The organism is Galbibacter orientalis DSM 19592 (assembly GCF_000260115.1).
GTDB classification, from domain to species: domain Bacteria; phylum Bacteroidota; class Bacteroidia; order Flavobacteriales; family Flavobacteriaceae; genus Galbibacter; species Galbibacter orientalis.
This window is the reverse complement of sequence record NZ_JH651379.1, coordinates 905,354-930,358: the sequence shown is the minus strand read 5'-3', so window position 1 is coordinate 930,358 and position 25,005 is coordinate 905,354. Positions and strand designations below refer to the sequence as shown.

The window sequence follows — 25,005 nt, the reverse complement described above, 5'->3', positions numbered from 1 at the left end:
ATGTCACTAAAAGCATTTGCTGCCAAAATATTTGCCAAATATATACACTATAAAAACCAAAAGTGGATTAATTCTCCTGTGGAAACACAACAAAAAGTTTTCAAAGCGTTAATTGAAGGAGCAAAAAACACACAATTTGGTAAAGATCATAATTTTGAGAAAATTGAATCCTTTTCTGATTTTGCTAAGCGAGTTCCTGTTAGAGATTACGAAGAATTAAAACCCTATATTGAGCGTGTTGTAAAAGGCGAGGAAAACATTTTATGGCCAGAAAAGCCTGCTTATTTTGCAAAAACATCTGGAACCACCTCTGGAGCTAAATACATTCCTATTACTAAAGATTCCATGCCGCATCATATTGAAGCAGCAAGAAATGCTATTCTAAATTACATTTATGAAACAGGAAACGCTGATTTTGTAGATGGTAAAATGATTTTCTTACAAGGAAGTCCCGTATTAGACGAGAAAAACGGAATTAAACTCGGTCGATTATCTGGAATTGTAGCACATTACGTACCTGGGTATCTTCAGAAAAATAGACTCCCTAGCTGGGAAACAAATAAAATTGAAGATTGGGAAACCAAAGTAGATGCTATTGTAGAAGAGACGCTCCCAGAAAATATGACGGTAATTAGTGGAATTCCTTCGTGGGTGCAAATGTACTTTGAGAGAATTCAGCAGAAAACCTCAAAAAAAGTAGGAGATGTATTTAAAAACTTCAATCTCTTTATTTATGGTGGTGTAAATTTTGAGCCTTATAGAGCAAAGTTTGAAGCTTTAATAGGAAGAAAAGTAGACAGCATTGAACTTTTCCCTGCTAGTGAAGGTTTTTTTGCTTATCAAGATTCTCAGCGTGAAAAAGGAATGCTATTATTACTAAATTCTGGGATTTTCTACGAGTTTATAAAAGCAGACGACTTTAATTCGGAAGCTGCAAAAAGACTAACCATTAAAGAGGTTGAACTCCATGTAAATTATGTTATGATAATTTCTACAAACGCTGGTTTATGGAGTTATAATGTTGGAGATACCATACAATTTACTTCATTAAAACCATACAGAGTTATTGTTTCTGGGAGAATAAAACATTTTATATCTGCCTTTGGGGAACATGTTATTGCAAAAGAAGTAGAACAGTCCATGCGAGAAGCTATTCAAGCATTTGGAGCTTCTATAAATGAGTTTACGGTTGCACCACAGATTAATCCAGAAAACAACGAATTACCTTACCATGAATGGTTTATTGAATTTGAAGAAAAACCATCCGATATGGAGGGTTTTGCAAAAAAAATAGACGAAACACTACAACAGCAAAACAGCTATTATTTTGATTTAATTCAAGGAAAAGTACTTCAGCAATTAAAAATTACAAGTCTTGATTCTGGCGCTTTTACCAATTTTATGAAATCTAAAGGAAAACTTGGGGGCCAAAATAAAATACAACGTCTTGCCAACGACAGAAAAATTGCTGATGCTTTAGAAGAATTTATAAAAAGATAAAAAATTATCATTCTAATGACTTAATTTCTTGCTTCAAAAAATCATATTTAATTGATGTTAAGCTTTCAATAAAATAAAGGCAGACTTTAAACAAAAAACTCTTTATAAGGAATTGAGAGAGTTAATTTTCGCTTTCATAAGCATTATACTTCATAAAATGAAGCTTATCTGCACAAAAAATAAGTAATTTCAAAAAGAACTTGTATTTTTGCTCAGTAAAATATCTTATGAGTAAAATAAAATCTAGAACAAGAGCTCAAGAATCTTCAGGAGCAATAGAGCGAATGTATATCGCTATGAGACACCTATTTAATCGTGGTTTTTACAAACCAATGGGAGTGTCTGGAGAAACATTACGAGAATCTTTATTACAATTACGTCCAGAAATCTACGGTTCTGTTGCAGAAGAAAAAGTAGAACTTAATGGGCTGGTTTATATTCTTGATAGGCTTCCTATTGGGATAGAACAATGCAGATATATAAATTTAACTTCGGAAGAGGGATACAAAAATTCTAGTTTTAAGGTAATTATTCCACCGAAAAGGAGGAGAAATTGCTACCGCATTGACAACGACCAAATGAATATTGAGATTACAAGAGGGCGCTCAGACATCTACGATATTTTAACACATCTTACATTTCTATTTATTGAATCTCATAAAATTGCCGATAATGTTTTTATAGAAGAATCTGGGCAAACTATTAGAGATTGGCAGAAGTTAGAAGAAGCAGTTTTAAAAAATAAACTTACACAGCCTGAAAGAGAAATAGCACTTAGCCATGCAGCAAGTATTTTAGGAAGAACTTTTGAAGAATGCTTAGCAGCTCATAAATTATTCTCCATCAAAGACAGCCCCGAAAGATTTTTAGAAATTGTGTATTGGATGGGAAAAATTGCTCTGGAAGAATTAATAGATGGTAATAAAAGAACCATCACTTTCAGTCCTGTATTAAGAGAACGTTTAGGTCACCATATTCACGGAGAAATTTGGGCCAACAACATAAAAAAAATTCTTAAAAAGAATAATATCCTACACCGCCCTATTCATATTATAAGTGCCAACATGCACAGTGTGATGAATTCTTTATTCGCCTCGGCAGTTTTAAAGAAAGAATTTAGTAGTCAGAAAAACGATTATGACGTATACGAGATGTTGAGTCAGCCAGAAAGTTCTTTTCTAAGAGGGAAAGTAAAAGCTTTTGCTGAAAAGAATGGTATGATTAGTATTGACGATACATCTGGCACCAATATAGATGTTCAAATTTTTGATACCTCAAAGATTGATTTTGACAAAATAAATTTTACTTTTGACAGCAACATTGAAAAAGATCAGATGCCTGTTCTTTTTGTAATGGATTATGCTTTTGGAGAGCAAGCTTATGAAACCATTGATGAGCTTTTAAAACCCTATAAAGCTAAAGGAGAAGATAAAGAATTTTTAAATATAGATTCGGTATCTATAATGGGGAAAGCTGGGATTTTAGAAGGAGGAAAAGGAGATTTAATGATTCCTAGCGCGCATATTTTTGAGGGAACGGCAGATAATTATCCTTTTAAAAACGAATTATGTGCCAAAGATTTTGAAGGAAATGGTTTACAAGTGTTTGAAGGAACTATGATTAGTGTTCTAGGAACTTCGCTTCAGAATAAGGATATTTTAAAGTTCTTTTACGATAGTACTTGGAATGTAATTGGTTTAGAAATGGAAGGAGCACATTATCAAAAAGCTATACAATCTGCTTCTAAAATTAGAAAGAGCATTTCTGAAGATGTGAAAGTGCGTTACGCTTATTACGCTTCAGATAATCCTTTAGAAACGGGAAGTACCTTAGCATCTGGTGGATTAGGAATTACGGGTGTAAAGCCTACATATTTAATAACGAAAAAGATTTTAGAACAAATTTTTAAAAACAACTAACTAGCATGAGCGAGAATGTTCAACCTAACCAGAACAACAATTCCGAGGAAATAGATTTAGGACAACTTTTCAAAATGATTGGAGATGGATTTCGCAAATTCTTCAATTTTATCGGAAACATTATTAAAGGCATTTTTGGAATCATAATTGCCTTCTTGCTTTTTATCCAACTACACATTATTAAATTTGTAATTGCAGGTGTAATTGGAGTAGTAATTGGAGGCTATTTAGATTATAGAAAAGAGCCTGTTTACGTTTCTACTATGGTTTTAGAACCAAACTTCCAAAGTGTACAACAGCTTTATAATAATATAAATTTTTATAATGAATTAGCAGAAGCTGAAGACTCTGTAGCATTGGCTGAGGCTTTTGAAATTGATGTCCATGAGGCTGCTAGTATTAAAGAGATTGAAGCAGAATCTTATTCTGATGAAAATCAAAAAGTAAAATTATTTGACGAATTTGTAAGAAGCTTAGATACCACTACGCAGAAAGCTATTGATATGGAGAAGTATCTAGAAAACTTTAATTCTTTTGATGCTCGTTTCCATACTGTTATTGTAAAAGCTACGGATAGTAGAGTTGCTAAAAAAATTCAAGGGCCAATTATTCAATCTATCTCTAGAAATGATTATTTCAAGGTTCAAAAGAATATTCGAGAACTTAACTTAACCATGCAAGATAGTATCTTAAAGAGACAGCTTGTTGAAATAGACTCTTTACAAGGCTTGTATAAAAGAGTTATGGAAAAAGAAGCTGATAAACCTATGCAAGGAACCAGTATTAGTTTAGGTGAAGGTGGAAATACAGAACAAAATAAAGAACTTGCTTTAATTAAACAAGTTGATTTAATAAAACAAGACTTGGTTCAATTAAACGAAGACAGAGCCAATAAATCTGAAATTGTAAATGTTATTTCAGACTTCCCAAGAAGGGGTGTAGAGGTTAAAAGCATCTTTAAAAGATATATGTTTTTACTTCCTATTACTTTATTAGGACTTGTTTTACTTGGCTTATCTTTATTAGAATTAAATAAATTCTTGAAAGAGTATGCTGCTGAACAACAGAAAAAATAATTACAAACATATAAACACTAAAAAATCCTATCAAATTTAATTTGATAGGATTTTTTTATATCGAAAAATAAGGTATTATTAATTCTTATTGAATAGTCTTGTAAGTATCCTTTTCTTCTTCACTATATATTTTCATTTGTTTCATCCAATAAAAGAAAGCAATGAAACCAATAGTTATAAAAATACAATTGATTATGTTTGACAACCACCAACTGTTTAAAAAGCGTAAAGCATCTAAAGGAATGAACAAAACGTTCTCAAATAAATCCTGAATACCATAGAAAAAGTCACTCATCAGTAAAAGATATATTAAATTTACAGCGCAAAAATACAAAAACCTGACATGATATCAAGCATTTTTGAAAGAACTAATCCTATAAACTACATAATTCTTTGTGTTTTTATCTCCTTATTTCTTATTGGAGGCTTTTTTTTGTATTTAGAAGTGCCGTTTACGTTAGAGGTTTTAATCAAACTGTTTCAGTCACTTATCATCATAATAACCTCTTTATTTTTAATTGATTTTATCAACAGAAAAAACTTTTTGACAAAGAGTAATTCTTTTACTTTATTTTTCTTTGTTCTGATATTCTGTTTGTTTCCAAAGATATTTAACCAAACAAATCTTCTTATATCCAATGTGTTTATTTTAATGTCTTTTAGAAGATTGGTTAGTATTCGTTCAAATAGAGATATAGAAATTAAAATTTTTGATGCCTCTCTTTGGGTATTTGTCGCCACTTTTTTTTACAGCTGGTCGCTACTATTTATTCTATTAGTTTTTGCTGGAATTTTTCTTTATAAAAAAAATGATTATCGAAATTTACTTATTCCATTTGTAGCATTATCGGTAGTTCTTGTGTTGGCATTCACTTTTTATTACCTAACAAATCATCTAGAAAAATTCTATTCCTTAGTTTATTTTGCGCCAGAATTTACCATAGAAAAATATGAAGACATCCGTTATATCATTCCGCTACTATTTATTTGTGTAATGGGGATTTGGAGCACTATAGCATTTTTTTTAAGGAAACAAAGCAAGTCTTTTGTTACTAGAGTTCCTGGGATTTTAATTTTTCTCATGCTCATCTTAGCAATTTTAGTGGCTATAATTTCGGAAAGTGCAAACACTTCTGAAGTTATATTTTCCATTTTTCCCCTCTCCATAATTATTGCAAAAAATGTGGAGAATATTAAAAAACTATGGATAAAAGAGATCTTTTTGTGGTCTTTTATAATCTTGCCTTTTATAATTTTATTTTTGTAGCTTTTCGCCATAGGCTAAATCTCCAGCGTCGCCAAGGCCTGGAACAATATAACCTTTATCATTTAACTTCTCATCAATAGCGCCAATCCAAAGCTGAGTTTCCTGTGGAAGTTTATCTTTTAAAAAATCTATTCCTGGCTGTGCAGCAATAACAGAAATTATGTGCACTTCTTTAGGTAAACCCACCTTTATGAGTGCTTCAAAAGTTGCCAATAATGATTGTCCAGTTGCCAGCATTGGGTCGGCCAGAATAAGCACTTTATTATCTAAGTTTTGTGAAGCAAGGTACTCCACATTAATTTCAAATTCTGTTTCTGAAATATGATAACGATATGCAGATATAAATGAAGAATCTACCCAATCAAAATAATTTAAAATTCCGTTGTGCAACGGAACACCTGCACGCAAAATAGAACAAACAACTACCTTGTCATCTATCAAGTTTGCTTTAATTTCTGACAATGGAGTCTGTATTTCTTCCGAAGAAAAATGTAAACTTTTACTCATTTCATAAGCTAAAATTTCTCCAATACGCTCAATGTTTCTTCTAAAACGCATCCTATCATTTTGAATGTTAACATTTCTTATTTCAGCTAAAAAATGATTAACAACAGAGTTTGTTTCACTTAAATTATGGACCTTCATCAAAACAATTCTTTTAATTCTTCTCTCAAATTTACACATTCTCTAAATTCATCCGTCTTTAAATAAGTATATTTGTGGTTTAAAGTAAAAATTGAATGTTTAGCGAACTTGCTTTTAAAATTTTTGAAGAGAGTATTCTTACCTATCATATAAAAGATACGGTAAATCAACCCTTTGAAAATCCGTATCCAAAAGATGATATTTCCCATCTTTTATACCGCAAAAATTGGATTGATACCGTACAGTGGCACTACGAAGATATTATTCGTGATCCAAATATTAATGAGAAAGAAGCCTTGGTATTGAAACGAAAAATAGATGCATCAAATCAAGATCGGACCGATACGGTAGAATATATTGATAGTTATTTTCTTCAGAAATATAAAGACGTTTCTGTACAACCCGATGCTACCATCAATTCGGAAAGTCCTGCTTGGGCTATTGACCGACTTTCAATTTTGGCATTGAAAATTTATCATATGAAAGAAGAAGTTACGCGTGCCGATGCTTCAGAAAATCATAAAAAACAATGTCAAGAAAAGCTAACAATTCTCCTAGAACAAAAAAAAGACCTTTCATTGGCTATTGATCAGCTTTTAAATGATATAGAAACAGGGAAAAAATATATGAAGGTGTACAAACAGATGAAAATGTACAACGACGAAAACTTAAACCCTGTACTTTACAAGAAATAAACTAAAGATGAGTAATAAAAAAGACATTCATATTTTTTGCATGAAGTGGGGTACACTTTACGATGCTACCTATGTAAACCGTTTACACAGTATGGTAAAGCGCAATTTAACGCTCCCTTTCACCATGGTTTGTTTTACAGATGATGAAACTGGAATTGATGAAGATATTAAATGTTTTCCCATTCCAGAAGTTAAAATAAACTCCAACCTTCCTGAGCGGATGTGGAAAAAGCTAACTACGCTAAAAGAAGACCTTTATGGATTGCAAGGAACCGCTTTATTTTTAGATTTAGATGTAGTTATTGTAGATAATATCGATTGTTTTTTTGAAGATGATAACGCCTTTATGATTATTAAAGATTATAACAAACAATGGCGAATTACAGGAAACTCATCGGTTTATCGGTTTGAAATTGGCAAACATGGTTATGTTTACGATTATTTTGTTGAAAATTTCGATACTATAAGAAAAGACCATCGAAATGAGCAAGAATACCTTTCGTGGGCAGTTCATGAAAAAGGATTATTAAATTATTGGCCAACCGAATGGTGCCCAAGTTATAAATATGATTGTGTTTCTAGGATTCCGTTTGCATTTTGGAAAGTTCCAGAAATCCCTGAAGGCGCAAAAATTATTATTTTTCATGGGGAAATAAATCCGCATAAAGCAATCAAAGGAGGTCGTGGGAAATGGTATCGATACGTACGCCCTGCAAAATGGGTAGCCAATTATTGGAAATAAGATCCTAGTAAACTATCTGGAAGCAAACCAGAGGGATTAGAAAAACTGAAAAATATTTTACCTAAGTCCTTCGTTAACTCAGGGCAGGCTATGAAACATAAAAACCTCGATTATCGAGTAAAATGAATCCTACAAAACATATATTAGTAATCCGTTTTTCGGACATTGGTGATGCCGCTATTGCTGTGCCCGTACTTAGGTGTGTGCTTCAGCAAAATAAAAACATCAAAATTACCGTTGCTACCAAGGCATTTTTAAAACCTGTTTTTGAAACGGTAAAAGGTGTGGATGTGGTAACTGCTCACATTCGTGGAAAACATAAAGGTTTTAAAGGCTTACTAAAATTTTATTCAGAAATAAAAGAAAATAATTATACTGAAATTGCCGATTTACACGGCTCTCTTCGAAGCACTGTAATTAAATCTCTTTTTAAACTGAAAAATGTTTCTTCAAAAACTATTGATAAAGGAAGAGCGGAAAAGAGGAATTTAGTTGCGGGGAAAGAATTTAAACCTCTTAAAACTACCATAGAGCGTTATGCAGCTGTTTTTAGAGCTTTAGGCTGCCAAGTAGACCTTTCAAAAGATATTGTTCCTAAAAACCCCGATTTACCCTCCAAAATTTATGATTTACTAGGAAGAGACTCCAAAAAATGGGTTGGTATTGCCCCTTTTGCTTTTTTTGATACAAAAATGTATCCGATAGACTTAATGGAACAGGTTATTGAGTACCTCTCAAAAACCAACATTTTTAAAATTATTCTATTTGGAGGGCCTAAAGATGAATCTGAATTAGAAAGGTTAAGCACAGCCTATCCAAATACCGTTTTTACTTTCAAAAAAATTACGTTTGAAGAAGAATTACAACTCATTGCTCACTTAGATTTAATGCTCTCTATGGATAGTGGCAACGGACACTTAGCAGCAATGTATGGGGTAAAAGTAATTACACTTTGGGGCGTTACGCACCCATACGCTGGATTTTATCCTTACAAACAACCTAAGGAATATGCCTTACTTTCTGATAAAGAAAAGTACCCGCTTATTCCAACCTCTATCTATGGAAATAAAGCCCCAGAAGATTATAAAGAGGTTATGAGAACTATATTACCTCAGCATATTATTAATAAAATAGAAGAGGTTTTAAAACCCTAATCAATACCTCATGGACTTAATTCTAAGCTTTCCAAAGGGCTCTACATCGAGATTATTGATTAAAATACAAAATCAACTACCTCGAGGCAAGCTACGAGGTATTGAAAAGAAAATAATTTAATCCATTTAGACTTAGAGCCCTTCGGTAAACTCAGGACAGGCTCTGGGAAATAAAACCCTCAATGAGGGATTAAAAATCAACCACAATGAAAAAAATAGTTGTTTCTCTTTTTTTACTACTGAATATTACTTCTCTTTTAGCACAAGAGACAACCTATACCACTAAAAGCGATATTCAATACTATGATGCCGCTACAAATGCTTCGGATGCCTATATTAACGAACGCTGTGTGCTAGATTTATACTATCCTACAAACATAGAAAACTACCCAACAGTAGTTTGGTTTCATGGTGGCGGACTTACAGGTGGAGCTAAAGAAATACCTGAAGCTCTAAAAAATAAAGGAATAGCGGTTGTTGGAGTTAATTATCGTTTAAACCCAAAAGTAAAATCGCCTAAATACATTGAAGATGCAGCCGCTGCTGTGGCATGGGTTTTTAAAAATATTGAGGGTTATAAAGGGAATCCTTCCCTCATATTTGTTTCTGGACATTCAGCAGGCGGTTATTTAGCAAGTATGATTGGTTTAGACAAATCGTATTTGGCAAAATTTAATGTAGATGCTAATGCTATTGCAGGACTCATTCCATTTAGCGGACACGCAATTACTCATTTTACCATCAGAAAAGAACGTGGCATTCCAGGAACACAACCTATAGTTGATAGTTTGGCTCCTTTATATCATGTCCGAGCAGATGCTCCTCCATTATTATTAATTACTGGCGATAGAGAAATGGAAATGCTAGGGCGCTATGAAGAAAATGCTTATTTAATGCGAATGATGAAAGTTGCGGGACACAAAAATACTACCCTATACGAAATGGATGGTTACGGACACGGAATGACAGAACCTGCCTTTCCACTACTTGTTAAAAATGTAAGAAGTATAGTCTCCGAACTAAATAAAGCTAAGAAATAGCTGTTTTAGTACCCTTACTAAACACTTTTATTACCTGCTAGCATAACTACCGCATTGTACAACGGCAAGGACCCAATCCTTGGAAAATATCTACCCCAATGGTAATCATGTGGGTTCCTGTGCTGTACGCTTGTATCTCGTTGAGAATAACTTGGTAGGAATAAGCAAAGTAAAAACTTCCCTTTTTCATCCCAATCATAGGACCAACATTTAATGGATCCATAAATTGATCGTTTAAGAAACGGTAGCTAATTCCTGCCCAATAATAATCCTCAAAGTCCCAATACCTAACTTTCATGTTGATATCGGTACTCGATCTTCCGTCACTTTCATAAAGTTGAAAAAACACTGATGGTTCCCATTCAAAATTAGAACGTATATTCTTTTTAAATCGATATCCAGAATACACATAATAATTTCTGAGTCTATTAGGTTCGTTTATAGCAAAGACATTTAAATCTTTATTTAAGATATTCGAAGCATTTAAACTTGCAAAAAAACCTCCACTCCTTAATAAAACTCCCACATCAAAATTATGATTTGTAGTAGAACGATTATCGGTAATGCTAGGATCTGTATTGTCTGGAATACCATCTCCATCCGCATCAAAATTATTAATATCTAAACGAAACTGATTAATATTATAGGAGATTCCAAAGGACAAAAAACGATCTTCAGACTCGTCTAAAGTAAGGTGGTGAGCAAAAGAGAGTCTCGCTCCCATTTGCTGTGTATTTCCATTTCTATCATTATAAAACAAAGCACCAACCCCAGATTTATCGCCCACACGAACATCTCCCACAAGGGTTTGGGTATCTGGCGCATCATTAATACCCACCCATTGCGTTAAGGCATTCCCTCGTATTTTTACATAATCTCCAATTCCGGCATAGGTAGGGGAAATTACAAATTCGTTGTCTGCTAAATATTGTGTAAATGTAGGAAGTGTTAATTCCTGAGCTTTAACAGAAAAGCCTACCGTTATTGCAATTATAAAAAGATACTTTTTCATTTTATTTTAAAATTTTTATCATGATGAGACTCAAACAAAAAATAATTCTGTTTGAGTCTTATCAATTTTTCTTTATCTATAAAGTGTAAAATGTCCAACAAACTCTCTATCGTCCTCTGCACCATTCAGCTTAATAACATACCAGTAATCTCCTGTTGGTAATAAGGCACCGTTATAACGTCCATCCCATTCGTCTCCAACACGAAGTTCTGCAACCACCCTTCCGTAGCGATCATAGATTTTGGTAACTATTTTAGGATATAAGAGCGTGTTTTTAGGAGTCCAAGTATCGTTATTATTATCGCCATCTGGAGTGAATACATTTGGAACATCTATATCTATAAATTCCATCTCAATCTGCGCAACAACTTCACACCCATTAGCATCTATAACTTTAACTTCATAAACACCACTTTCTCTAATAACATATTTGGAATCGTTTCCATTAGAAACCCCATCAATAAAATACTCATACGGAGCAGCTCCACCAGTAGGTAAAATGGTAAACTCGTTAATATTACTTTCTCCTACCGAAAGGTTTAAAGGAACTATTGGATCTACTGTGAAATCCACAGTTTTCTCACATCCAAAGTAAGAAACAGTAACCGTATGTTTTCCTGGGGCAAGGTTTGAGAATCTATTTTCAAACTGATCTACTCCTCCATCCAAAGTGTAAATAACATCTTCTAAATTATCTTGAGCCAACATAATTGTAACCTCATTAACCGCACTATTGTCAAAACAATTCTGACTCATCTCTGCTCTTGGAGAAAGATCAACCGATTTATCCAATGTTACAATAACATTTGTAGAACATCCATTGGCGTCTTTAACAAAAACAACATAAGTTTCTCCCCCCTCTAAACCGTCAAACATTGTTTTGTTTTCTATAAACTTATCGTCTTCTTGCGTATTTAAAGCGGTATAATAAGGAGGCGTACCCCCTTCAATATTAATTTCAAAGCTTGCTGTTTTGTCTCCAGCACAAAACTCTTTCTCCAAAATATTGGCCTTAGCAGCAACTGGACTTGGTGCAACAATCTCCTTTTTATAAACAAATGGGTTACAACCTTTAGAATCCTGAGCAATAATGGTATACGTTCCTGGCTCTAAGTCTTCAAAAACATTTTTGTTTTGGAATTGATCTAGATTTGGAGATATTGCATATTGATATACTCCAGAACCTCCTTGAAGCTCTAATTCTATGCTACCTAAATCGTCTGAACATATAGGATTGAAAATTACAGGTTCTTTAGAGGTTAGTTCCTCCCCTTCTTCAATCTGAATACGCTCTTGCGCTATACAATCGCCACTTTCAACCTCAACAAAATAAACCCCAGCAGGTAAATCTGAGAATGTATTTCCTGATTGCTGTGGTCTTACCACTACATTTCCTGAAACATCGAACAACGTATATAAATAATCTCCTAAACCACCGGTTACATCAACTTTAATATAGCCTGTTGCTTCGTCATAACAACTTACATCTGCAACTACAGTAGGTGTAATTTCTAGAGGACGTATTGGAGATATTGTTACACTATTTGAAATATTTGAAATACAACCATTAGAATCTCTTACATAATATTGATGCATTTCTGTTGTTGTAATGGGTTCTGGGACATCAATTTGAATGCTATTGCCACTCATACTCATCCAACCACTATTTGCTGAGGTACTGTATTCATAACCCGAACCTGTGCCACCTGTTACAGTTAATTCTAACGTAGCTCCTGTTGTACACGTATTACCTGCTACTAAACGTAATGAAGCAAATACCTCCGTTGGTTCTGTAACTGAAACTGGAAGAGTGACAAAATCACAATCGTGATTATCGGTAACTGTTACACTATAATCTCCTGCTCCCAGATTATTAAATACATTTGACAATTGTGGTGCAGAGCTAGAAATAACTCCTCCACTCTGGTCAAGTCTATTTAAGATATACAAATACTCAACCGTAGCATCAAAATCAGGTCTACCACCAGTAACTCCTGTAACCGTTATACTTCCTGTTTTATCTCCCTCACAAAGCACATCAATAGAAGTTGCAGTAGCTGTTGCATTAATAGGAATAGGTTGCGTTAGCGTAACTGTTTCTACCTCTTCACAACCTTCAGCATCTTTTACGTATACTTCATAAATTCCTGCTGAAACATTCGTGAAAATATTATTTACGCTATAATCTCCAGTTGAAGGAGTAGCTCCCTGTATAACTAAGGCATATTGATAGCTTCCCCATCCTCCGGTTGCAGTAGCAACAATCTCAGCTTGATTTGTAATACAACTCAAATCTTCTGTAACCACAGCGTTTAGATCTAGTCCTTTTGTAGGGGACTTTATATTTACTGTATTAGATGTAGCTGGACAGTAAGGAGAATCTAGAGCAATAACTTCAACATAATAATTCCCTGCTGGAATTCCACTTATAGCTATTGGCGTTGAAGCTATCCCTGATCCTGTCACTCCAATAGATGTTCCATTACTAGCAAACACTTCATAAGTATAATCTCCAATATAATCGCTTACGTTAATAGTAATTTCTCCTGTTGCAGAACCAATACAGCTTACCGATGAACTCGCATTAGCCGTAGCTTTGATAGTATTATAAGGATTTACTGTATATGGAGCTGTAATAAAGAAGCATCCTGTTACATTATCTGTTACTTGGAAGACATAATCTCCTGGTGTTGGCAAATCAAAGTTTATTGTTTGTCCAATTAATTGTTTTGTCGGCCCTACAGGTAGTAATTCAACTGAAAAATCTCCAGAACCTCCAACTATTGTAACGGCAACTTCTTCAGTATTAGCACATGTAATGGCTCTTACTGGTGTAACTCCTACCGCTGTAATTTTAGGAAGTGTATTTATTGTTACTGGGTAAGTATCAAAACACCCATTTGCATCTTTAACATATAATGTATAGGTTTCATCGTTTCCAGTATCAACTACATCAAAAACATTACTGTTTTGATAATTTGTCCCATCTATACTATATAAATAAGGTGCCGTTCCTGTAATAGGGTCTACATTGACTGTAATTTGCCCTACTGCAATAGTATTATCTGGGTTACATGAAAATTCTGTAGTAACCACGGCCATAAAATCTAAAGCGGATGGCTCAGTAATTTCTACAATCTCTTCATCAAAGCATCCTAAAACTGAACTTACCGTAATTGTATAGTTTCCAGCTGGCAATCCTGTAAATAATCCACTTGTATTCGTAGCCGTAATTGGACCCGTTAATACATATGTATAAGGAGGGTTTACAGATGTAGAAGAGTTTACAGTTGCTTTAATAGTTCCATCACTTAATCCTTCACAAGAAACATTTGTTTTCTTAGATATTATTAATTCCGGAATTATAGGTGCTTCAAGCTCTAAATCTATTTGTTCATCACAACCCACACCATCTGTAACTGTAAATATATAGGTTCCAACTTGATCTAGACCTGTAAAGGTAGCTATACTTCCGTTGTTTGCTGTAGTTCCATTAGGATATTCAACTTCAAATGTGTATAAACCATTTCCTCCAATTGCATCGATTGTAACTTGTCCTCCAAGATTATTATTAGAGGCATCACATGATATACTACTATCTATAGTATAATTTAGTGCTATTTCTTCATATAAAGTAATTGGAGTTAATAAAACCACAGAACAATCCCAGTTATCAGAAATTCTAACTTCATAATCTCCAGCACCTAAGCCTGTAAAAACTGTTGTCATTCCTGTTTGAGGAGCCCCAAAATCAACTCCATCTTTAATCAATTGGAATGTATAAAGTCCTCCTGAACCTCCAGTAACATTATCTACTGTAATTTCTCCACTCAATCCTTCACAATTTTGAGTTGAAGCATTAATATCTCCAGTAATTGGTGTTGGATTAATAATTTCTTCGGAAGGTAATTGAACTGAACAACCTTTTTGATCGATTACCCATATTTCATATGTACCTGTAGCCAAGCCTTGAAAACGAGGGCTATCAAAATAATTAGTAATATCATTTTCATCTGCGATTGGCGTTGTGTCTACATAATATTTATAGCCACCCCAACCACCAGATACATTAGTGATTTCTATGATGCCATCATTTAAACTACACGTTTGCGCTGTTACACTTGCCGTAGCAGTTAGGTTTGCCGATGGTGTCGCGATAGTAAATACTTTCTCTTGAGTACACTGCGGGTTATTATCTTGTGTTACATAAATAATATATGTTCCTGCTTCAAACTGATCAATCGTTATTGGTCCGTTATCCGTACTATTTCCATTTTTCGCAAAGGTATCATCACTATTATCAACCGGTGTACCATTTGTATTGTCTATTCTCCATGTAAAAGGTCCAGAATAAGACGGTGTTCCATTCGCATCAATTAACTCAACTGAAATTTCTCCGGTTTGAGAACCTAAACAAACTACACTAGAGGTAATATCCAAATCAATGTCAAAAGTATTTGGATCAGTCAACTCCTCTGTAGTTATCAATTCACAGCCTGTATCATAATTGGATACGCGAATCTCGTAGGATCCTATATCTAAGTTGTTAAATGTATATGTATCAGTATTTCCTCGGAAGAATTCACTAGTAATTTCCGTTCCTGTTTCATCAAAAATGCGATACTCCAATATATCTGAACCAATAGCACCTGATGCAAGCGTAGCATCCACTTGAATAGCACCATCACCTCCGTTACATGTTGGGTTGGTCGGTATCGTTACAATTTGCTCTAATTTATTATACGGTTTAATGTCAATATTATCAGAAATAAAACAACCCTTTTCATCATACACATTAACTACCACATTTCCTCCAGCGTGATTGGAGACATTGAATGTTGTTGTAGCATCTTTTCGTGTAATATCATCACTTGTATCTCCCGGCGTTCCGTTATTGTATATAAACTCATAAACATAAGTTCCGGTTCCTCCGGTAGCTCCACTGGCAGTTACGCTTGCTAAATTTACTGCGTTGCCTGTTGTACAAGCAAACTCAGTAACATTTAATGTTAATCCGGTTAAATTTTCCGGTTGATAAATAGTTGCATCGATAGGTAGTGATGTACATGCATTATTAGAGTTAGCAGTAATTTCTATAGTATAAGTAATTCCTGCTCCTATAGCTCCTGCCAATCCTGTAAAGGTAGCTTGATAACCATTGGAAGCTGTTGGTGCCATCGAAAATGGAGTTCCGTTCCTTGCGATAATTTCAAAAGTATATGGTCCTGTAGCATTGTCTTTAGCAGTAACGGTAATAGTCCCATCTGCATCATTGTAACAAGTAACATCAGTTGTAATCGGTGTGCCAGAAACCTCTGGTACTAATTTTTCCGGTACTTCAACCTTTCGTGAGATAATACAACCTGTTTGTGCATCCTTAAGGGTGATGGTATAAGTTCCTGGCACATTTGCTCCTGTAAACAATCTTGAGTTTGGTGGCGTAGCAGTTGACGGGATAGGTACTTCGGTAACCGGATTCGTAAATCCTGCCGGACCGCTAATAGAATACAATATATTGGTAGATGCATCTACTGAAGAGCCGCCTTCTACTTCAAAAAAGATTTTGGCATCTTCATCACCCGACTGACAATCCAAAGCTTCTCTTACTTCCAGTTCAGCAAATGCCAATGGTTCATAAATCTCCACATCGGCATTAGCAGCAACTGTACAACCATTGCTGTCTAATACCATGATTTCGTAAGTCCCTGTGGTTAGACCTGTAAATTCGTTTTCCCCAGCAAGACCGTAGGTTGCTCCGCCATCCATAGAATAATAATAAGGCGCAAGTCCTGTTGTAGCATCTACATTTACTGTAATGCTTGCATTACCGTCACAATTGTCGGTAATAACTGCATCTATTTCCGGTGCTTGAGAGATGTTTAAAGTAACCTGACCCAAATATTGACCACATTCGTATTGATCTTCTACATTAACATCAACAACTATAGAATTTACGGTTGGGTCTAAGATATCATCTATAGAAACCTCCATAGGGTTGTCGGTGGTAGTGATAAAATCAATTGCAGGGTCATAAATACCATCTCCGTCAATATCAAAATCAGTACTAGTCAAAGTATAGGTATATTCTTCGCCACCACCTGTAATATCAGAAACTTGAATAAGTCCCGGTGTTTCACAAGTAATATTTCTTATTTTAGCAGGTGTCCCAGAAATTGGATCCAGCTCTTCAATAAGAATATTTTCAGTTGCTGCAACACATGCATCTGTTGTTCCATCGTGCTGTGTTACTTGCACATAATATTCACCTGGAGGCAGGGAAATAGGGATACTATATGTTTCTGGTGAATTAAATGGAACATTTGTCGGAGTTGATGAATAAATCGGTGTTAGATTTCCTAATTCATAAAGTTCATATCGAATATACGGTTCCACCGTACCATCATCATCTGTAAGAGTAAACGATATCTGACCATCATTTGCCCCTGAACAAGAAGCTTCATATTCAACTTCAATGTCCATAGGTAAGTTTACCAAGTCATTAACATTTACAGAGCTTTGACGAATACATCCAGAATCATCTCTTACATAAAATACATATGTACGTCCAGGAATGAGGTTATAATATTCATATACGTGCGGTCCTCCAAAAGGAGTTTGAGAAGTCCAATTTACACTTGGATTATTTGGGTCAAAATTTGACGGATCATTTGTATATGTATATTCATATCCAGGGTCTCCCTCAGTTCCTTCTACTGTAACAATCATTTCATTACAGTTAACAATAATTGGGTATACTTCAATATTTAAATCATCTAAAGGATATGGAATAATGTATCTTCCCATGTCTAAAGAACATATATTTCCTGTATTAGTATTTGTAACCCTTACTTTTGGATTAACCACATCTCCAGGATTGTATGTATTAAATTCATTTGAAGTCTGCCAAGATCCAATTCCATCAGTATATTCAATTGTAAATCCTCCAGATGTGTAATAGGCTGGCAAATTTTCTATGGCAAATCCAAAATCGTCAGGAGTACTTCCACAGTCTGTTATAAATGGATTAATATCAGCTGTTAATTCATCCGGATTTGTGATTATAAGCGTTTTATCATCAAAGCAACCATAATTATCTGTTACAGTAACTGTATAATTTGCTGCTGATAAATTATAAAATGTGGTAGAAGTTCCTGTAAATTTTTCTTTAATAACATCGAATGTTCCATCATTAATTACGATAACATAAGGCCCTACTCCATCGAAAATATCTATCTGAATAGCCCCCTTTTCATCGTGGCATTTTGGTTGTGTAGGAGTAACAGTTATACTTATCGGAGTAAGTTCATTTACCTGAACTGTTTCTTCATACACACAAGCCCCCGAACCATCTTTTACCGCTACATCATAAGAACCTCCATTTCCGGAAGTAACTGCATATGTGTTTGAAGTCCCATAAGAGTTTCCGCCGTCAAAACTGTACTCATAATTTCCATCACCTCCGGATGCTGTAACCTCAATTTTTCCATCAACACAAGCTATATGGGTTACATCAACATCTGCATCCAGATCATCTCTTACTATAACGGTTTTCACGTTAGCTGAACAGCCATAACCATCTTTTACAGTAACTTCGTAAGTTCCCGGGTCTAGATTATAAAAAATATGAGAGTCATCGTCAACATTTGGTTTGTAAAAAACACCTGAACCATCACTTAAGCTCACTAGGTAATCATTATTTCCTCCTGTTATTTCCACCTCAATCTGTGGAGTATAAACACCACTAACACAGGCGGTAGGAGTAGCCGTAAAGGTTACGGAGTCGGGTGCTGATACTGATAAAGTTTCTGAAGTATCATCACAATCCTTACTATCCTTAGCTCTTACTATATAATCTCCTATTGGTAAATTGCTAAAAACTCTATTCGTCCCATTAGTAGCAAACTCATATCCTGCAATAGGGATTCCAGAAATGTCTTCCAACTGATAAGTATATCCAGGTGTTCCTCCAGTAGCTGTTGTTGCAGTTATGGTTGCTGTTGCTACATTACATGTTATTTCTGAAGTTATTTGTGCAGTAACCACTACTGGATCTGGTTCTGTAATGATAAAAAGTAAATCTTTACTACACGCAAGAGAAGGGGTAGCACTTTGATTATCAATATCCCGAACAGATAATGTATATGTTCCTGCTTCTAATCCTACAGAAATTGTTTCTGTAGCACTGGTTGATGTTCCTAAAATAGTGGCAAAGTCATCCAAGCTATATTCATATCCACTAGCACCGAAATTGGTAACTGAAATGGTAACTTCACTATTGTTATCTGCATTACAGCTTACATTAGTTGTACCTATAACTTCTGCTGTAAACTTGTGACCGTCTTCAACAATAACCTTAATATCTTTACTTAAAGGACATTTTTCTGGTATTGGAGTAGCAGGTAAATTACTAATATAATTAACCGTTATATCATGAGTTCCAGGAGCTACCCCTTCAAATTCGTTAGATACTTGTTCAGTTCCTCCATTCAACTGATAAGTATAATCATACGTTGAAGGTGAAGCGTTAACAGTTATGCTTCCTGTACCATCGCAATTATAATCAACTAGGGCATCTAATTCAGGCTCTTCTGGTCCTTCTTCTACCGTAATTGGCATAGGTCCAAAAATACATCCGCTAGCATCTTTTACATATAATTCGTATGTTCCCGGCATTAAATTTTGAGTCGCAGATGCTCCATAACTTGATCCACCATCAAAACTATATTCATATGGAATTGTTCCTCCTTGTGCATTGGTAATTCTAACATCGGCACCAACACTCGGATTGCATTCTACTAAAGCTGCCACATTTGCTGAAGCTGTTAACTCTTGCGGCTGGTTTATCGTATAAAATAATTCTACTTCACATCCTTGGGAATCCTTTACAACAATATTATAGTTTCCAGAGATAAGATTATTAAATACATTTGATGGTTGAAACGTTGAGCCTTTATCAATAGAATATCCAGTATAATTTCCAGAACCTCCTCCTGCAGTTATGGTTAACGTAGATGTTGTTCCATTACATAAAATTTTTGTATTTGAAGCTGTTACCTTAAGCTCAGGGTCGGCAGTAATGGTAATATCGTATTTGGCTTCACAATATCCAGTTCCTCCGGCATGATCTCTTACATATACATCGTAATCTCCAGCTGTGGTAATATTTACGGGGTTGGTTGTTGAAAAAGAATTTGGTGTGTTGCCATCAGGAACAATAGCATATACATAATTTCCATCACCTCCCGTTGCTGTAATGGTTACATCTGTTGATGTCCCACAAGCTGAAATCGGATTTGCTGAAGCTATTACATCCAACTCCGGATTAACCGTAATGGTTTCTGTATCGGTACAATTCTTTTCATCAGTTACTGTAACTGTATAAGTTCCGGGACCTAACTTATCAAAGCTTCCTGTTGTATTGGTTCTCCCTCCATTTAATGTATAACTTAAAATCCCAGAACCTGTTCCTGGTGTTATGCTGGCTGTAATAGTTAACCCTTCTGTAGCATCATAACATACATTGTTGGGCGAAAGATTTAGGTCAGGAGCAATTGCCGAATCGATGGTAATTGTTGTTGAATCAATATCACATTCGTTTGCATCGATTACCTGAATGATGTAATCCCCAGCAGACAAATTTGAAAATGATCCTGTTCCGTTGCTTGTAATTAAATTTCCTGCACCACCATACAATTCGTACGTAAAACTCCCCCATCCACCAGAAGCGCTTATCGTTATAGCGCCAAGGTTCGTTCCTGTTGGAGAACAGCTTTCGTGTGTTATATCTGGAGTGCCCAATACTAATTGTGAAGTTGGTTCTTCTATGGTAACAGTATCGGTATCTGTACAATCTGTTTGAGGGTCTGTTACAGTAATTGTATAAACTCCTGCTTCTAATCCAGTAATATCTATTATTGAATTTGTTTGTGGTGTAGCCGAAGATTGTACTTCTGTATTTGATGCATCTACAACGGTATAATTATAATTAGTAATGAATCCGCTTACAGTATATCTTATTTCTCCATCTGATCCATTAACACAACTTACATTACTAATTAACTGCCCTACTACTCCTATTGGAGTTGATAGAGGAATAGTTAGGTTTTCATTATAAGTACAGCCTTTTTCGTCTGTTACTTTAAAGGTATATGTATTACCTGCTGCTAAACCATTAAATATATTATTGGTTCCATTAACAGTAACAGAAGATGCAGGTGCAATAATTTCATAATTAATTAAACCCGCTCCACCAACAACAGAAAGTGTAACATTAGACGTTTGTGCCGGACATTGAGGAACAGTTGTATTAAAACTAATATCTGTAGGAGGAGTTAAAGGATCTACTGTAATTTCATTAGTTTCTTGAACACAATCTGGATTATTCTTATCTCTATAGCTAGGAGTAAAAGTTCCAGCTGTTAGATTATTAAAAACAGGACTGTCCTGCCAATTTACACCATCAATAGAATACTCAAAAATTCCTGAACCACCAGTTGCATTACCAAAAGTAATTTGTCCATTTTCTAAACAAGTATAATCGTTTGTTAGATTTGCATCAGCTGAAATTTGAACCCCTGGTTCAATTGTAACCTCTTTTGTAAAATCGCATGAAACTCCTTCTTTCATTCCCCTTACAGTTACCGTATAAGTTCCTGTTTCTAGGTTTGAAAACGTATTAGTTCCATCAAAATCAACACCATCAATACTGTATGAAATATTATAATTATGAGCATTGTCTATACCAACAGTGATTGTCCCGTCTTCAGATCCTATACATGTTTCGTCTGTATGGTCGACAGAAAACTCTATATCAGGCTCTACGATAATAGTTACTTCATTAGAAAAAGCATAGCAATTATTTTTATCAAAAACGACATAACTATAGGTTCCCTGCTCTCCAATATAAACATCAAATATCTGTTCAGATTGTATTGCTTCAGCAGGTATTTCATCAATATTTGAATAACTGATTTCTGGTGATGTTGCTCCTGATGCTGGTATGTAACTCCATATGGCATATTTATGTGGGTTTTGCCCTCCATTAGAATGAACTTGAATATTTCCTTCTCTACAACTAACATTTTGAGAAACAACAGCGTTAAGCTCCATATTCTCTGGAGCTATAATTGTATAAGGTTCAGAAAAAGTACAGCCATCTTCTGTTGTAACTTCGATAGAATAAGTCCCAGGATCAAGCTCTGCAAATTGATGAAAATTATCGTCCGATTGATTTTCATCATCAACAACAGCTCCTGCCTCATCTTTTATCACGTAGGTGTACCATGCTCTTGCACCATCAACGTTAATATCAAACGATCCTTTAGCATCACTACAAAAGGGATTATTTTCCGAAACATTTACAGTAAAATTTCTTTTAGCAATAACTACATTTTCAAATTTGAACAAACATGGCTCTCTGTCTCCCTCTTCTAAATCAATATTTGCCTGACGAATGTATACATTGTAAGTACCTGCAATTTCTACTTCAAAAGAAGTTTCATCTTGCCATGTAGCCGTGTTTGGATCAAAAACATTAGATGATAACGCTATAGCATATTCATAACCTTTACCTATACCCGAAATATCTATTCTACCTTTTGTGTCACAAATAATATCCTCTTTTGTAATAGTAGGGTCTACCGAATTTTCGTAAGCTTTAAAGTAAAAACGGTTAAAGCAATTGTTTTGATAACGAACTTCTAAACGATATTCTCCTGGACCTGAAAGTTCGTATTGATCCCCTGTTCCAACATCATTCCAAGTACACGAATTATCCTTTGAAGGGCAATCGTCTTCAATAGAGGCTGCGGAGCAATTATCATCTAACTTTTGCCAAACTAAAGCCACTGCATCCGGAAAACTTACATTAAGAATTCGGTCATCATTAGTTCCACATAAGAAAAATTTTGGCAATAAAGTCCCATCATTCGGACATGTAACTACTTGATCGGCCACAGAAGCAAACGGACTTGTTAAATCATTACTTCTCGGAACAACAGTTATAATTTCATCATAATCCTTACATGGTTCGGTTATTTTCTTTTCAACCTTATAAGTTCCATAATTAGTAGCCGTATACGTTTGTCCTAAAGCTCCATCAATAACTCCTGTTAATGCTCTGTAAGTTCCGTCTGGATTCTGAAAAAACCATTGATACGTATCATAATTTGCTCCAGCAATTAATTTAATAGAATCTCCACAAATAGCAATTTCTCTTTCGAAATTACACTCATCTAAGTTTGGTAGAAAATTTGTAGATCCAGGTATTCCAAAATTACAAGTATCAAAACCCGATACACTAGGATCGTCTGATATTTCATTATCATTTAATACACCTTGGTATGTTGCATACGCTTGATTTTGAATTATATTGGAACATGCATCCCGTAATTTATCACAATCCTCTTGCACCCGAACATTTATCTTAATGGTATAATCATCTCGTGGAACTTCCACATAAATATCGGGAATGGTAAATATTAATTCGTTCGTTGTAATATCATATGTGTATGTAATTTGTTTTAATTGCCCCATTTCATCGATTGCAGGTGGCAATTCAGCACTTATAAAATCAACATTAACCGGAAGAATGTCTTTAATAGTAAAATTGGTCCCGTCATCATTTCCAATATTATCAAAACTTAGTGAATATTGAATTTCTTGTCCTAAAGCTACTTCTTGCCCTTGTATATCATTTCCATCAGTATCAAAAACTCTTTTTGCCAATTGCATGTCTGGCTCTATAATTTCTACATCAAAAGAAGTGAAGAATATATCATATTTATCTTGTGTAGATATTGCTCTTAGAGTTACTCCAGTTTCGTCATTTGGTATAACAGACCAGTTAGAATTACTAATTTCCATTAGGTCAACATCCCAACCTAATGTATTAATACTATTAGGTGTTCTGTTTGGATTTATTACTCCTGCGTCTCCATCACTCTCTAATGAAATACTTCCATTAAAAAAATTTGAAGATGGATTAGCATTATTATAAAGGTTAGTATAAGTAGTCTTACTATCCGCTTTTATTCTTAATTGATCTCCAGATATTCCTCTATCACCTTCCATTGCCATTACTCCCATTTTTGCATTAACTGGAAATGGTTCTGGTAATGTTCTAAAACCTTTTACTGGAATATCTAACGACTCTCCAGATTTAATACCTGCATATCCATCAAAGGTTGTAATTTTTTTCCCTTTTAAAGTAGGGTTTTCATAAATAATAACAAGAGACCAACCACCAGATATACCCCCAGTTAGTCCATCGGAAGAATTAGATGTACCGTATCCTGAGCTTGCTCTTATATTTGCTACAGTATATTCCCCTGTTGGATTTGAAGTAGATTGAATTAGAGTAGTAATATCTTTATAGCACGCATAAGGACTATAATTACCAAAATCAGAATCCCCGAATCCATTAAATAACACTTCATCAGCAACTAATTGAGTATAATTATTTCCTGGCGTTTTTAATTTTACACTATTCCAATCATTTTCCCTACCACTATTAGCAACTCCACCTTCATTATATTTATATACAGCTGACCAATATAAACCCGCATAAATAACACGACTACATTCAGGATCAGGAATGGAAAGCTCTGCACTACTCGAACTAAATGTAGAACCATCATTATCTACATCAATATAATGCATATTAAAACCATCATTACTTGACGATTCATCATAAGAATCGTTTGGACTCTTACTTGGCTCCCACCAATTACCTGTTGTTTTACGGTTAACTATATTATTTCCAATAAAAGTAATATCGCCTCTTATATTGTCTTGATATCGAACATCAAAATCATTTTTAACCTGTGCTGATAAAGAGGAAACACATGCAAAGAATATGCATGCGAACAGAATGTACGTATTTAGCGTAAAGTAGTTTTTTTTCATAGTGTTAAGCTTTGGGGACTTGTTACTATTAATTTATTTTATGTATGTTT

12 protein-coding genes are annotated in these 25,005 nt (G+C 34.7%); 8 read left to right on the top strand and 4 right to left on the bottom strand.

Features of this window, described 5'->3' with window-relative positions; genetic code table 11:
* The 3 genes from JOOMADRAFT_RS04185 (at position 1) to JOOMADRAFT_RS04175 (ending at position 4,495) form a co-directional block, all read left to right on the top strand.
* Complete coding sequence (locus tag JOOMADRAFT_RS04185; protein ID WP_008611524.1) at positions 1–1,500, top strand: GH3 auxin-responsive promoter family protein; 1,500 nt, start codon at positions 1–3, stop codon at positions 1,498–1,500.
* 227 nt (positions 1,501–1,727) lie between these two features.
* Positions 1,728–3,419, top strand: a complete 1,692-nt coding sequence (locus JOOMADRAFT_RS04180) for a DUF6909 family protein (protein WP_008611523.1) — start codon at positions 1,728–1,730, stop codon at positions 3,417–3,419.
* Positions 3,420–3,424: 5 nt separating this feature from the next.
* Positions 3,425–4,495 (top strand): hypothetical protein, encoded by a 1,071-nt coding sequence (locus JOOMADRAFT_RS04175; protein ID WP_008611522.1) that lies wholly within the window; start codon positions 3,425–3,427, stop codon positions 4,493–4,495.
* Positions 4,496–4,580: 85 nt separating this feature from the next.
* On the opposite strand, the gene JOOMADRAFT_RS04170 is transcribed toward JOOMADRAFT_RS04175, so the two are convergent.
* Positions 4,581–4,790, bottom strand: a complete 210-nt coding sequence (locus JOOMADRAFT_RS04170) for a DUF6341 family protein (protein ID WP_008611521.1) — start codon at positions 4,788–4,790, stop codon at positions 4,581–4,583.
* 48 nt (positions 4,791–4,838) lie between these two features.
* Here JOOMADRAFT_RS04170 and JOOMADRAFT_RS04165 point away from each other — a divergent pair, with 48 nt between their 5' ends.
* Positions 4,839–5,762, top strand: a complete 924-nt coding sequence (locus JOOMADRAFT_RS04165) for a DUF6427 family protein (protein WP_008611520.1) — start codon at positions 4,839–4,841, stop codon at positions 5,760–5,762.
* Here the strand turns inward: JOOMADRAFT_RS04165 and upp are convergent.
* On the bottom strand, positions 5,751–6,407 hold the full coding sequence (gene upp, locus JOOMADRAFT_RS04160; RefSeq protein WP_008611519.1) for a uracil phosphoribosyltransferase: 657 nt from the start codon (positions 6,405–6,407) through the stop codon (positions 5,751–5,753). The two genes, JOOMADRAFT_RS04165 and upp, sit on opposite strands and share 12 nt — an antisense overlap.
* A 95-nt stretch (positions 6,408–6,502) precedes the next feature.
* Between upp and JOOMADRAFT_RS04155 the strand changes: the two genes are divergently transcribed.
* From JOOMADRAFT_RS04155 to JOOMADRAFT_RS04140, 4 genes are all read left to right on the top strand, one after another.
* Positions 6,503–7,102, top strand: a complete 600-nt coding sequence (locus tag JOOMADRAFT_RS04155; RefSeq protein WP_008611518.1) for a DUF4254 domain-containing protein — start codon at positions 6,503–6,505, stop codon at positions 7,100–7,102.
* 7 nt (positions 7,103–7,109) lie between these two features.
* On the top strand, positions 7,110–7,844 hold the full coding sequence (locus JOOMADRAFT_RS04150; protein ID WP_008611517.1) for a hypothetical protein: 735 nt from the start codon (positions 7,110–7,112) through the stop codon (positions 7,842–7,844).
* A 122-nt stretch (positions 7,845–7,966) separates the two neighbouring features.
* Entirely contained in the window at positions 7,967–8,998 is a 1,032-nt protein-coding gene (locus tag JOOMADRAFT_RS04145; RefSeq protein ID WP_008611516.1) for a glycosyltransferase family 9 protein, read from the top strand.
* 206 nt (positions 8,999–9,204) lie between these two features.
* Positions 9,205–10,038, top strand: a complete 834-nt coding sequence (locus JOOMADRAFT_RS04140; protein ID WP_008611515.1) for an alpha/beta hydrolase — start codon at positions 9,205–9,207, stop codon at positions 10,036–10,038.
* A 46-nt stretch (positions 10,039–10,084) separates the two neighbouring features.
* Here the strand turns inward: JOOMADRAFT_RS04140 and JOOMADRAFT_RS04135 are convergent, their stop codons facing one another.
* The gene (locus JOOMADRAFT_RS04135; RefSeq protein ID WP_008611514.1) at positions 10,085–11,050 is read right to left on the bottom strand and encodes a PorP/SprF family type IX secretion system membrane protein; all 966 of its coding nucleotides are present in this window, start codon (positions 11,048–11,050) and stop codon (positions 10,085–10,087) included.
* A gap of 72 nt (positions 11,051–11,122) precedes the next feature.
* Positions 11,123–24,955 (bottom strand): T9SS type B sorting domain-containing protein, encoded by a 13,833-nt coding sequence (locus JOOMADRAFT_RS04130; protein WP_008611513.1) that lies wholly within the window; start codon positions 24,953–24,955, stop codon positions 11,123–11,125.
* Positions 24,956–25,005: the final 50 nt, after the last annotated feature.

Excerpts from the sequence above, each read along its gene's own strand:
- JOOMADRAFT_RS04185 (WP_008611524.1), top strand. The coding sequence starts at position 1 with ATGTCACTAAAAGCATTTGCTGCCAAAATATTTGCCAAATATATACAC.
- JOOMADRAFT_RS04180 (WP_008611523.1), top strand. The coding sequence starts at position 1,728 with ATGAGTAAAATAAAATCTAGAACAAGAGCTCAAGAATCTTCAGGAGCA.
- JOOMADRAFT_RS04175 (WP_008611522.1), top strand. The coding sequence starts at position 3,425 with ATGAGCGAGAATGTTCAACCTAACCAGAACAACAATTCCGAGGAAATA.
- JOOMADRAFT_RS04170 (WP_008611521.1), bottom strand. The coding sequence starts at position 4,790 with ATGAGTGACTTTTTCTATGGTATTCAGGATTTATTTGAGAACGTTTTG.
- JOOMADRAFT_RS04165 (WP_008611520.1), top strand. The coding sequence starts at position 4,839 with ATGATATCAAGCATTTTTGAAAGAACTAATCCTATAAACTACATAATT.
- upp (WP_008611519.1), bottom strand. The coding sequence starts at position 6,407 with ATGAAGGTCCATAATTTAAGTGAAACAAACTCTGTTGTTAATCATTTT.
- JOOMADRAFT_RS04155 (WP_008611518.1), top strand. The coding sequence starts at position 6,503 with ATGTTTAGCGAACTTGCTTTTAAAATTTTTGAAGAGAGTATTCTTACC.
- JOOMADRAFT_RS04150 (WP_008611517.1), top strand. The coding sequence starts at position 7,110 with ATGAGTAATAAAAAAGACATTCATATTTTTTGCATGAAGTGGGGTACA.
- JOOMADRAFT_RS04145 (WP_008611516.1), top strand. The coding sequence starts at position 7,967 with ATGAATCCTACAAAACATATATTAGTAATCCGTTTTTCGGACATTGGT.
- JOOMADRAFT_RS04140 (WP_008611515.1), top strand. The coding sequence starts at position 9,205 with ATGAAAAAAATAGTTGTTTCTCTTTTTTTACTACTGAATATTACTTCT.
- JOOMADRAFT_RS04135 (WP_008611514.1), bottom strand. The coding sequence starts at position 11,050 with ATGAAAAAGTATCTTTTTATAATTGCAATAACGGTAGGCTTTTCTGTT.
- JOOMADRAFT_RS04130 (WP_008611513.1), bottom strand. The coding sequence starts at position 24,955 with ATGAAAAAAAACTACTTTACGCTAAATACGTACATTCTGTTCGCATGC.